This window comes from Candidatus Contubernalis alkalaceticus (assembly GCF_022558445.1).
Lineage (GTDB): Bacteria > Bacillota > Dethiobacteria > SKNC01 > SKNC01 > Contubernalis > Contubernalis alkaliaceticus.
Genome location: NZ_CP054699.1, coordinates 3,101,682 through 3,113,819 on the forward strand (window position 1 = coordinate 3,101,682; position 12,138 = coordinate 3,113,819).

Sequence of the window (12,138 nt, forward strand, 5' to 3'; positions counted from 1 at the left end):
TAATTTTATCCCATGGAACACATGTTTGTCTAGTATTTTTTAATAATTAATTCATTTCCCACCGGGCCCGCTGCTCAAGGTTAGGAGGATTCTAAAAATTTATTTAAATTCAAAAAAACTTGACGTATACCAGCTGTATATTTTTTTACGAAAACATCAAATCAGGAAGGCTAATTTTTTTTTAAAATAAGTAAATACTACCTTTAACAGAATGTTTAAATAAAAAAACATATAAAGGAAATTATGTCATGACATATCTTTTTTATCCTGAAAGAGTGATTTTTGAAGAAAAGGCCCTTTCCTATCCACTGGGAGATGAACTATATAAGAAATTCAAACATGCCAATATTCCCTTGGAAATCCTCTCCTCCATGAGGGTTACCAACCTTCCGGGAAAAACTCCGGCAGAAAAATATCGCAGGGCAAAAAAAATTGTGGCAGTTACGGTTAAAAAAAGCTTGAGTTTCTCCAGCTGCAAACCATCAGCCCATTATCAGCTCCCTTTGGCCACCAGTTGTCCCGGCCGCTGTGAATACTGCTATCTACAGACCACATTGGGTCGACAGCCCTACATTCGGGTATATGTGAATATAGACGAAATACTAGAAGCTGCCCAAAAATACATCCATAAAAGATTACCGGAGATAACTCTTTTTGAAGCCAGCGCTACCTCAGACCCACTTTCCCTGGAACCCTGGACCCAATCCCTGTTTAAAACTATAGAATTCTTTGGCAGGCAGGAGCATGGGCTTCTTCGGTTCGTCACCAAGTTCAACGCAGTAGATACCCTGCTGACAGCAAAACACAACAACCGCACTCACGTGCGGTTTAGCCTTAATACTCATCACATTATCAAAACTCACGAAAGGGGAACTCCTTCCCTGGAGCACCGCCTGGAAGCTGCAGCTAAAATTGCCTCTGCCGGTTATCCCCTGGGCTTTATCCTGGCTCCTATATTTGTTTACTCCGGCTGGGAAAAGGATTACGAAATACTTTTAAAAAACATCAGAACAAATATCTCCCCTCCAAAAGGAAATATGGACCTTACCTTTGAATTAATCACTCACCGCTTTACTAAAAAGGCAAAGAATATTATACTGGAGAGGTTTCCCCAGAGCCTTCTTGAGATGGAGGAAGAAAAACGTCAGTTTAAATGGGGACAGTTCGGTTATGGAAAATACTTGTACAAAAAAGAAGATCTGGAACAACTAAAAGAATTCTTCCAGAAAAAAATTTCTGAACTTTTCCCCGAAGCATCAATAGAATATTTTATTTGATCTTAACTCTTTTCTTTTTGATACACCAGAAGTATTTCTTTCTTGAGGTCCCGGACCAGTCTGTTCACAGACTTTTTAATCGGACTGCTCAAATTGGCGCTAAATTTTCCTCTTTCTTTTACTTCAATACCGTACAATATAAACTTAACAGGCATTATTTGCGGGAACTGCTTCATACCGGAATCATAACTATTGATCAAATTAAAGCCATGAATAGACATCTTAAAAAGCTCCTGGGGAGTATAATTATCAGTATCGTATTTTATAATTGAACCGGGTTTATCCCCCGTGATTACAGCGTCAATTATAATTAATAATTCAGCCCCCAGCAAGAAATCAAGCAGGGAAGTGCCTGGACGCCCTACTTCAAAAATCTTAACTTCACTGGGAAACCTATACTTATTAATTTTCCTTACTACATGTATCCCCGCACCTTCATCTGAAGCCAATATATTCCCGCATCCCAGAACATTCACTTTCATAGGATACACCTCGTTTATTAGTCAGCCTTATTGCTTTAACAATTATTTTTCTGCTAGATACATTATATAGTATTAGTTCTATTTAAATACTTAAAATTCCTCTGAATTTTTAGAATATTTTAAATTTTATAATATTTATTTTTTGTACCTAAAAAACATCCATAGTTAAAGGCACCTTAAAAGGTGCCTTTAAGAGTTCACTATTTTTATGCCTGTTTTCGGCTGCCGGGTTTGACCAGGGGCAGTCCTTCAGCGCACAAGGGACAATGGTTTGGCTCATAGGTTTCAATGTGTATGGACACCAGGCTGGTTAAAGGGACTCCCAGGGCAGCCTTTCCACCGCTGCGATCCACAAACGAAGCGGCTCCCACCACTTCGGCACCCTCACTAATGGCCAGGTCAATCACCTCTTTGACTGAACCACCGGTGGTGATCACATCCTCCACCACCAGCACTCTCTGACCTTTAGATATTTTAAAACCCCGGCGAAAAGCCATTTTACCTTCTTCCCGCTCGGCGAAGAAGGCACTGCAGTTCAGCTGTCTCCCCGCCTCATAGGCAATAATGATTCCTCCCATGGCCGGCCCCACCACCAGATCTATCCCCTCTTTCAAATAAGGTTCCACCAGGTATCCACAAAGCTCCACATTATAATGAGGATACTTGAGCACCTGGGCAATCTGCATATAGCGCCTGCTGTGCTTTCCCGAAGTCAGTAAAAAATGACCCTCCAGAAGGACACCGCTTTTTTCAAAAATATCCAACACTCCAGCTTCCGACAAGATATTTCCCCCCAATTCTCTTTTTTTCGATATATTTAGATCGTATGCAACTGCTAAAGACACAACAAAATAAGACAAGATGAAGTTTTTAGCCTTATTCTATTTCGGCCAATATCTTATCCAGGGCTTCCCCGGGATCAGCAGCAGCCGTTATTGGACGGCCTATGACCAGGTAACTGGCACCCAAGGCCGCAGCCTCTCCAGGGGTATTAACCCTTTCCTGGTCATCCCGGGAAGCCCAGAGGGGCCTTACTCCCGGAGTTACGATGACAAAATCCTTACCACAGGATTCCCTAATAATCTTTATTTCTTTGGGACTGGCTACTACTCCATCCAGCCCCGCCCCCTGACACAGTTCCGCCAGGCTTTTTACCTGCTGTTCCAAAGGCCTATTTATACCCAACTGCTCCAGAGCCGCCTGGTTCATGGAGGTAAGGACTGTTACTCCGATAATCAGAGGCTTTTCACTGCGGTTTAAGCGCAGTGCCTCCTCCTGGGCCGATTCCACAGCCTTGCGGAGCATGGCTTCTCCCCCCGATGCATGCAGGTTGAACATATCTGCCCCCATCCTCACCGCCACTGCTGAAGCCGCACCTACAGTATTAGGAATATCATGGAACTTTAAGTCCAGAAAAACTTTTACCCCTTTTTCCTTCACCTGTGATACGATAGCAGGGCCCTGACTGTTGTACAGCTGCATCCCTATTTTAAAAAAACTCACCCGGCCCTTTAAGAGGTCTACCAGTTCCAAAGCCTCCTGCCGGGTATCCACATCCAGGGCAACGATAATCACTTCATCACTCTCCTTTTCTTGCGGCACCGATTAACTCTTTCATCTGGCTTATATTATTATCAATCATGAAATCGGCTATCCCTTTAATGATTTGCGGGATCACCAGGGGATTAACAAAATTTGCGGTACCCACCGCTACTGCTGAGGCGCCGGCCATTATAAACTCCAGGGCATCTTCGGCAGTCATAATTCCGCCCATGCCTACTATAGGAATTTCCACCTTTTCCGATACCTGCCAAACCATACGAAGCGCCACCGGCTTCACAGCGGGACCGGAAAGCCCCCCCATGACATTGCCCAGCACCGGCTTTCGGCGGTGAATATCTATGGCCATGCCCAAAAGGGTGTTAATTAACGACAGTGCATCCGCTTTTGCCTCCTGAACCGCCAGAGCCACCCCCACAATGTCAGTAACATTGGGTGAAAGCTTTACGATCAAAGGTTTCGAGGTGACTGCACGGACACCTTTTACCAGACGATAAGCACATTCTACATCGGTCCCGAAAGCCATGCCCCCTTTCTTTACATTGGGACAGGAGATATTCACCTCCAGGCCCTTCACCTGTTCCACCTGGTCCAACATTTCCGCCAGCTTGAAGTATTCCTCCTCCAGGTTTCCAGCAATATTCACAATCAAAGGAACAGTACTTTCCTTAAACAGGGGAACCTCTTCCCTGATAAAGTGCTGCACTCCGGGATTTTGCAGTCCCACGGAATTTAGTATCCCCGAGGAGGTTTCTACAATCCTGGGGGGACAATTTCCCTCCCTGGGTTCTAAGGTAGTTCCCTTAACCACCAGGGCTCCCAGCTGCTCTATATTATAATATAGAGCGTATTCCTTACCATATCCGTAACAGCCCGAAGCACTCATTACCGGATTCTTTAAATTTATACCTGCAATTTTTACCGACAGATCCGGCTGTTTCATCATCAAAAAACCTCCTCCAGGGAAAAAGTAGGGCCTTCTACACAAATCCTTTTATACCTGGTCTCATATTCCACCGCCTGGATGCTCTGATCATTGTCAGCTGTGGAAGAAGGATCAACCTTTACCGGAAAAGCGCACCCCAGACAGGCCCCAACACCACAGGCCATGATGGATTCCAAGGATACTTCTCCAGGAAGAGAACATTGCCGGGAAAGTCTGGCAACCTGCTCCAGCATGGAACAGGGGCCGCAGGAATAAAGACGGTGAAAGGAATGCCCTTTAAGCTTTCTTTCCAACAGGTCCGTGACCCTTCCTTTATATCCCCGGGGTGAACCCTCTTCTACTGCCACCTCTGCAGAAATTCCCAGCAGTTCCAGATCCTCTTTTCCCACCAGTTCCTCCGCCTTCCTGGCTCCCAAAAGAACTTCTACCTCTACGTTTTTTTTCTGCAGCAGCCGGGCCAGGAAGTTCAGTGGAGCATATCCAACCCCACCGGCTACCATGAGCACCCGGCGATCCTCCTCAAAGATGCTAAAGGGGCGGCCCAGGGGGCCCATTATTTCGAGGGTTTCCCCCCGCTGCCTGCCCGAAAGGATTCCCGTGCCCAATCCCACCACTTTATAGGTTATGGACAGTACCCCCTGCTGCCGGTCCAGGTCATAGATACTGAAAGGGCGCCGCAGCAGAGGATCATATCCCCGATCTGTCGTTTTCAGGTGAACAAACTGCCCCGGCATGGCCTCACCACATATTTCCGGGGCATCCAAATCCAACCGGAAAATTCCTGGGCCTTTTTTCTCTTGCTTTATCACTTCCACTTTACCAGAAAAAGTCATCTTCACATAACTCCCTTTTTATTTATGACCATGAGTCAGTGAGTCAAGGAACCGTCCCCTGACTCATTTAACATAACTCCTATCTCTTAAGAAATGTAATGCTCCATAGGGTTCATCTTAAAAATAATAGAATTCAGTACTTTTAAGAGGGCCGCCGCCGTGTCCAGAGAGGTTAAACAAGGAATAGACTGTTCCACCGCTTCCCGGCGAATCTTAAACCCATCCCTTTCCGGGGTTTTGCCCTTAGTTAGAGTGTTAATTACCAGCTTAATCTGATCATCCCGAATTAAATCCAGCAGGTTAGGAGTACCCTCCTCAATCTTGTTTACTACACATACACTAACCCCATGGTTGCGGCAGTATTCCGCCGTGCCCTTGGTAGCATATATTTTAAAGCCCAGCTCTGAGAATCCTCGAATCAAGGCTAAAGATTCACTTTTATCCTTGTCTGATATGGTTGCCAGAACCCCCCCCTGTTTGGGGACATCCATCCCCGCTGCCTGCAGTGCTTTATAAAGGGCCTTGGAATAATCCTGATCCACCCCCAGCACTTCTCCCGTGGACTTCATTTCCGGGCCTAAGGAAATATCCACCTCAATCATTTTGGCAAAGGAGAATACCGGCGCTTTTATGGCCACAAATCCAGGTTTAGGATGCAGGCCGGTGCCGTAGCCCAGTTCCTTCAGTGTCTTGCCCATAGCCACCTTGGTGGCCAGATTTACCATAGGAACCCCTGTTACCTTGCTGATAATGGGCACTGTGCGGCTGGACCGGGGGTTCACCTCGATAATATAAACTTTATGCTTACTGACCACAAACTGGATATTCACCATTCCCTCAACCTTCATTTCCCTGCAGATACGGGTGGCATAATCCACAATAGTAGCTTCCGTCTCAGGACGAAGATTTTGAGCGGGATAGACGGCGATACTGTCGCCGGAGTGCACCCCGGCCCTTTCAATATGCTCCATAATCCCTGGAATAAACACGTCCTCCCCATCGGAAATAGCATCCACTTCTATCTCCACCCCATTAACATATTTATCTAAAAGAATAGGATGTTTGGGGGATACTTTCACCGCCGTCTCCATGTATGAGATTAATTCCTTCTCATTGGAAACAATCTCCATAGCCCTACCCCCCAGCACATAGGAGGGCCGTATGACCATGGGAAAGCCCAATTCTTCCGCCGTATTCTTAGCATCCTGCAAAGAAAATCCGGTTTTACCAGCAGGCCTGGGAATATTCAGTTTGGTCAACAGCTGATCAAACTGTTCCCGATCCTCTGCCCGGGCAGTCTGTTCCACCGAGGTTCCCAAAATTTTCACCCCGGCCCGGTGAAGGGGTTCCGCCAGATTGATGGCCGTCTGTCCACCAAACTGAACCACCACCCCCAGAGGGTTCTCCTGCTCTATAACATGCAGAACATCCTCTGTAGTCAGGGGTTCAAAGTAAAGACGGTGGGCGGTGTCAAAATCTGTGCTCACCGTTTCCGGGTTATTGTTAATAATGATGGATTCTACCCCAGACTCCTTCAAAGCCCAGACAGCATGCACAGAACAGTAGTCAAATTCAATCCCCTGTCCGATACGGATGGGGCCGGAACCTAAAACGATGACCTTATCTTTTTTAGAAATTTCCGCCTCATTTTCCTCTTCATAAGTTGAATAATAGTAGGGAGTCACGGCGTCAAACTCTGCAGCACAGGTATCTACCATCTTAAAAACAGGTTTTATATTCCACCCGTACCTCTTTTCCCTGATTTCCTCCTCTTCTCTATCCAGGAGGAGAGCCATTTCCGCATCGGCAAATCCCATCTTTTTAAACTTTTTCATGTTCTCTTTATTTAAACCTTCAAAACCAACCTTTTTAATTTCATTTTCCCCATCTATAATATTTTTCAGCTTTTTTAGAAAGAAAAGGTCAATTTTAGTGATTTCATTTATTTCCTCTATCAACATACCCCGTCTTATAGCTTCCGCCAGTAGAAAAATCCTCTCATCATCAGCCTTTACTATCCTACGTTTTATTTCCTCCATAGAGAGTTGAGAAACTCCCGGCAGTATCAACCCACTTACTTCGATTTCCAGAGAACGAAGAGCCTTCATCAAGGAGGACTCCAGGGTCCGATCAATGGACATGACTTCACCGGTGGCCTTCATCTGAGTCCCCAGCACCCGGTCCGCCTTATAGAACTTGTCAAAAGGCCAGCGGGGAATCTTCATAACCACATAGTCAATAGTAGGCTCAAAACAAGCAGTAGTTTTTTCAGTGACCGGATTTTGAATCTCTTCCAGGGTAAGCCCCACAGCAATTTTAGCGGAAACTTTGGCGATGGGGTAACCTGTAGCCTTAGAGGCCAGGGCACTGGAGCGGCTGACCCGGGGATTTACTTCAATCACATAGTAATCAAAGCTCTCGGTATCCACGGCAAACTGCACGTTGCAGCCTCCCTCAATCCCTAAGGCATGCATAATTTTTATGCAGGACTGCCGCAGTCGATGAAATTCCGTAGTAGTCAGAGTCTGGATGGGAGCAGTAACGATACTGTCCCCAGTATGAATACCCATGGGGTCAAAATTCTCCATGCCGCAGACCACAATACAGTTGCCGGCACCATCCCGCATCATTTCAAATTCCATCTCTTTCCATCCTACCACGCTTTTTTCAATAAGGGCCTGGTTAATCCGGCTGTAGCGTAAACCCCGGACAGTAATGGCTTCCAATTCCTCAAGATTATGAGCAATACCTCCACCGGTACCCCCCAGAGTATAGGCAGGTCGTACGATCACAGGATAACCAATGGATTCCGCAAACTCCCGGGCCTCCTTAAATGAAGTTACGATGACACTCTCCGGCACCGGTTCGCCAATATCCGTCATCATCTGCTTAAACAATTCCCGGTCTTCTGCTTTCTTTATAGTTTCCAGAGGTGTCCCCAATAGTTCGACATTTTCTTCCTCCAATATCCCCATTTCTGCTAATTCCACGGCAATATTTAAACCCGTCTGTCCACCCAGGGTGGGAAGAAGGCCGTCGGGTTTCTCTTTGGCAATAATCCTGGACACAAATTCGGCGGTAAGGGGTTCAATATATACTTTGTCGGCAATATGGGGATCGGTCATGATGGTAGCCGGATTACTGTTTATCAGAATAACCTCTAAAATCCCCTCTTCCTTCAGGGCTCGACAAGCCTGGGTTCCCGCATAGTCAAATTCTGCAGCCTGGCCAATAACAATAGGGCCGGAACCAATTACCATTACTTTTTTCAGGTCTTTTCTCTTTGGCATCTTATCCTTACCTCCTGCTATATTTTAATCATCTTTTTAAATCGGGCAAACAAAGTCTCTTCTCCTTCTAAAAGTGATTCCACCGAAGGATAATACTGCACAGCTATAACCGGCAGTTCCTCATGAGCTAACCCCTCCAGGGTTCCATCATGAATATTCCTCTCTGTAACCTTTAATCCGGTACCCTTTAGGCTGGATTCCTCCACAACAAATCCGTGATTCTGACAGGTGATAAAGTTTTTGCCCCCGGCCAAGTTAGTTACCGGTTGGTTGGTTCCCCGGTGTCCAAATTTCATTTTTTCAAGGCGGGCACCTAAAGACAGGGCAATGACCTCCATCCCTAAGCCCACCCCCATCGTAGGCAGTGAAATGACTGCCGGATAAAGTTGGCGGGCAATCTCTGTCAACTCCGGATCCCCCTCTGGGCCGCTGGATATTACCAGTCCCCGGGGATTCATGGCAAGAATTTCTGCTGCCGGTGTCCCGGCAGGTACAACCCTTAACGCTAATCCCAAACTTTGAAGGGCAGTGGGCAGCCAGCTTCCCATCCCTAAGTCTACCACCACCACAGGGCTTTCCCCTTCCACCAGGTTGTACGCTTTTTCAGTAGTAACCTTTTCAATAAAACGGACGGGTTCAAACCCGTAATTCTTAAAAAAGGCAGGATCCACTTCATCCTGACTGGCAATCAATCCCGGCATTGAGCCGTGCCTGCGGAGGTGCCGGGTGAGAGCTCGGGTATCAACCTCCACCACCCCCGGGACTCCATGATCCTGTAAAAACTTTTCCAGGGTGCTCTCCATCCTCCAACTGCTGGGTTCTGCAGCCCCTTCCCGTAAGACCATACCGCTGGCATGAACGTATTGGCTGTAAAGTTCAGCAGAATGAATGCCGTAATTGCCTATTAAAGGATAAGTCATCACCACAATTTGTCCGCAGGAAACAGGATCCGTTATTATTTCCCCATACATCCCCATGGAAGTATTAAACACTACTTCTCCCACCGCTTTCACCGGACTTCCGTAAGCTTTTCCATTAAAACAGGTTCCATCAGCCAGCATTAAAACAGTTTTCATATTTACCCCTTCCTCTCCGTTGAGTCTGAGCATCTTTTTTATATTAACAGGCACCTTTGCCTTTTATATAAGCTCCTGCTATTTTTAAAGTAACACTCTACCCTCTTTCATAACTACTTTTCCCCGTACCAAGGTCATCACCGGAAATCCTCGGACTCTTCGGCCTTCAAAGGGTGTATTTTTCCCCTTAGAATAAAACTTATCCTGACTGATAATCTTTTCAGCCTTTAGGTCAATTAGTGTAAGGTCAGCTTCAACCCCAGTCTTCAGGTTCCCCCCTTCAATTCCCAGAAAGCTGGCCGGATTACAGCTAAAAGCGGAGACTGCCTGTTCCAACGTCAAATGCCCCGGTTCCACCAGTTCCGTCAGCACCAGAGATAGAGCTGTTTCCAGACCCACCACCCCAAAGGGCGCCCTTTCAAATTCTACATCCTTGTCCAAAATACTGTGTGGAGCATGATCTGTGGCAATCATATCTATAGTACCGTCCCTCAGGGCCTCCCTCAATGCTTTGCGGTCATCCCGACTCCGTAAAGGTGGATTCATCTTCATATGGGTATCAAAATCTTTCACATCTTCATCAATCAAAACCAGATGATGTGGGGTTACTTCAGCGGTAACCTTTACTCCTCTAGCTTTAGCACTGCGGATTAATTCCACCGATTTAGCACAGCTGACATGGGCGATGTGAAGCCTTGCCCCGGTAAACTCTGCCAACAGGATATCCCGAGCTACCATGATGGCCTCTGCCACATCAGGAATTCCCTGAATTCCCAATAGAGTGCTCTGCAGTCCGTAATGCATGGCTCCCCCCTGGGCCAGGGACCTTTCCTCGCAGTGGCTGATTATGGGGAGATCAAACATGGCCGCATACTGCATGGCGGAAAGCATCATGGAAGCACTGTCCACCGGCTGACCGTCATCTGAAACCGCCACAATCCCCTCTTCAACCATCAATCCAATTTCCGCCATTTCTTTCCCCAAAGAACCTTTAGTAACGGCCCCGATGGGGTAAACCTTCACCACGCCCTCCTGGACTGCGGTATTTTTAACATAATTCACCGTCAGGCGGTTGTCGGTTACCGGTTCAGTGTTGGGCATACAAGCGATGGAGGTATATCCACCTGCCGCCGCACTGGCGCAGCCGGTGCGGATGGTTTCCTTTCCTTCAAACCCTGGTTCCCGCAGATGTACATGAGGATCAACCAATCCAGGCACTACCAAAAGGCCTGAAGCTTCAATTATTTCCGCCTGGCCAACTTGTATTTGAGGAGCTATTTCAGTAATCTTGCCCCCCTGTATTAATATATCCGACACTTCCAACAACCCGGTAGGAGGATTCAGTACCGTGCCGCCCTTGATTAATAATAGCATTCTAATTCACCTCCCGGGCGACCCAAAGGTCCAGCAGAGCCATCCTCACGAACACACCGTTTTTTACCTGTTCTTGAATCAAACAACGGGGATCATCCATCAAGCTGTGGTCTATTTCTAGCCCGGGAAATACCGGGCCTGGATGCATAATTACTGCAGAAGGAGAAATATTCTCAGCTCTTTCTGCCGTAAGCGCAAAATACTTCCTGTATTCACCTATAGAAGGAAAGTAACCCTTCTCCTGTCTTTCCCTCTGCAGCCGCAGCATATATATTACCTCTGCCTCCTCCAAACAACTTTCCAGATCCCAGGAAATTTTGACCCCCATATCCCAAAGACCCGGAGGCAATAAAGTAAAAGGCCCCACCACCGTTACTTCCGCCCCCAGCTTTAGGAGTGCCCAGAGGTTTGACCTCACTACTCTGCTGTGCAGAATATCTCCTACAAAAAGGACCTTCAGTCCGGCAATGCCGCCTTTAATTTCCTGTATAGTGAACAAATCCAAAAGAGCTTGACTGGGGTGTTCATGACAGCCGTCCCCGGCATTGATCACCGGTATCTTTACCGCATTACCCGCCATGACCGGGGAACCGGCCAGGGAATGTCTGAGGATAATTCCCTCCACCCCCAGGGATTCAACCGTCCTCACCGTATCCACCAATGTTTCCCCTTTTTTTACACTGCTGGTTCCACTGTCGAAGTTCATCACCACTGCCCCCAGATTCACTGCAGCCTTTTCAAAAGACATCCGGGTCCTGGTGCTGTTTTCAAAAAAGAGGTTCACTACCGTTTTCCCCGTTAACAGAGGAGGGAACTCCAGGTTTTCCTGAAAAGCTTTTTTATAACCCTCCGCCTTCTTTAGTATCAGCTCAATGATTTCCTTTTTTAAATCTCTGATTCCCAGCAGGTCTTTTTCTATAAACTCACTTCCTGTCACATTTCTTGCAGTAATGGAACTACCGGTTTCACATTGCAAAGTTATTACCTCCCTCACAGCCATTATGTACAAATAAATACTCCCACCGCCGGACAGCTGGAAGGAGTACACGCATTTTTGCGAATAAAACCTTTTCAGCCTCGCCGGACCAATTTAAAGGTTAAACAAATAAATCTTCCCAACCGAGAGAAGTGGGAAGATTCTTTAATCATAATAAAACTTAAATTAAATATAGAATCCTTACTAACCTCTCGGGGTCAGTTTAAAGGTTCTTCATTTAGAATTAGTTTAACAAAGCCTTAAGGCATTGTCAACAAAAAAAAACCATTTTTGTAATACGAAACGAAACAACCCGAAAACGAA

At 46.5% G+C, this 12,138-nt stretch carries 10 protein-coding genes; 1 reads left to right on the forward strand and 9 read right to left on the reverse strand.

The features are described 5' to 3' along the window. Positions 1 to 248: 248 nt before the first annotated feature. Entirely contained in the window at positions 249 to 1,277 is a 1,029-nt protein-coding gene (splB, locus tag HUE98_RS15395; RefSeq protein ID WP_241421484.1) for a spore photoproduct lyase, read from the forward strand. Positions 1,278 to 1,279: 2 nt separating this feature from the next. Here splB and HUE98_RS15400 read toward each other — a convergent pair whose 3' ends face one another. The 9 genes from HUE98_RS15400 to HUE98_RS15440 form a co-directional block, all read right to left on the reverse strand. Beyond that, positions 1,280 to 1,759, reverse strand: a complete 480-nt coding sequence (locus HUE98_RS15400) for a hydrogenase maturation protease (RefSeq protein WP_241421485.1) — start codon at positions 1,757 to 1,759, stop codon at positions 1,280 to 1,282. 206 nt (positions 1,760 to 1,965) lie between these two features. Beyond that, positions 1,966 to 2,541, reverse strand: a complete 576-nt coding sequence (pyrE, locus tag HUE98_RS15405; RefSeq protein ID WP_318036502.1) for an orotate phosphoribosyltransferase — start codon at positions 2,539 to 2,541, stop codon at positions 1,966 to 1,968. Between the two features lie 94 nt (positions 2,542 to 2,635). After that, positions 2,636 to 3,361, reverse strand: coding sequence for an orotidine-5'-phosphate decarboxylase (gene pyrF, locus HUE98_RS15410; RefSeq protein WP_241421486.1), 726 nt, complete (start codon positions 3,359 to 3,361; stop codon positions 2,636 to 2,638). Continuing rightward, a complete protein-coding gene (locus tag HUE98_RS15415) occupies positions 3,339 to 4,262 on the reverse strand; it encodes a dihydroorotate dehydrogenase (RefSeq protein ID WP_241423585.1) in 924 nt (307 codons plus the stop codon). The genes pyrF and HUE98_RS15415 overlap by 23 nt, the downstream gene beginning before the upstream one ends. Positions 4,263 to 4,264: 2 nt before the next feature. Further along, entirely contained in the window at positions 4,265 to 5,098 is an 834-nt protein-coding gene (locus tag HUE98_RS15420; protein WP_241421487.1) for a dihydroorotate dehydrogenase electron transfer subunit, read from the reverse strand. An 86-nt stretch (positions 5,099 to 5,184) separates the two neighbouring features. Further along, complete coding sequence (carB, locus tag HUE98_RS15425; RefSeq protein ID WP_241421488.1) at positions 5,185 to 8,388, reverse strand: carbamoyl-phosphate synthase large subunit; 3,204 nt, start codon at positions 8,386 to 8,388, stop codon at positions 5,185 to 5,187. A gap of 17 nt (positions 8,389 to 8,405) precedes the next feature. Beyond that, positions 8,406 to 9,464 (reverse strand): glutamine-hydrolyzing carbamoyl-phosphate synthase small subunit, encoded by a 1,059-nt coding sequence (carA, locus tag HUE98_RS15430; RefSeq protein WP_241421489.1) that lies wholly within the window; start codon positions 9,462 to 9,464, stop codon positions 8,406 to 8,408. An 84-nt stretch (positions 9,465 to 9,548) separates the two neighbouring features. After that, positions 9,549 to 10,838, reverse strand: coding sequence for a dihydroorotase (locus tag HUE98_RS15435; protein ID WP_241421490.1), 1,290 nt, complete (start codon positions 10,836 to 10,838; stop codon positions 9,549 to 9,551). Between the two features lies 1 nt (position 10,839). After that, positions 10,840 to 11,814: an aspartate carbamoyltransferase catalytic subunit gene (locus tag HUE98_RS15440; protein WP_318036503.1), complete on the reverse strand. Its 975-nt coding sequence runs from the start codon at positions 11,812 to 11,814 to the stop codon at positions 10,840 to 10,842. Between the last annotated feature and the right edge of the window lie 324 nt (positions 11,815 to 12,138).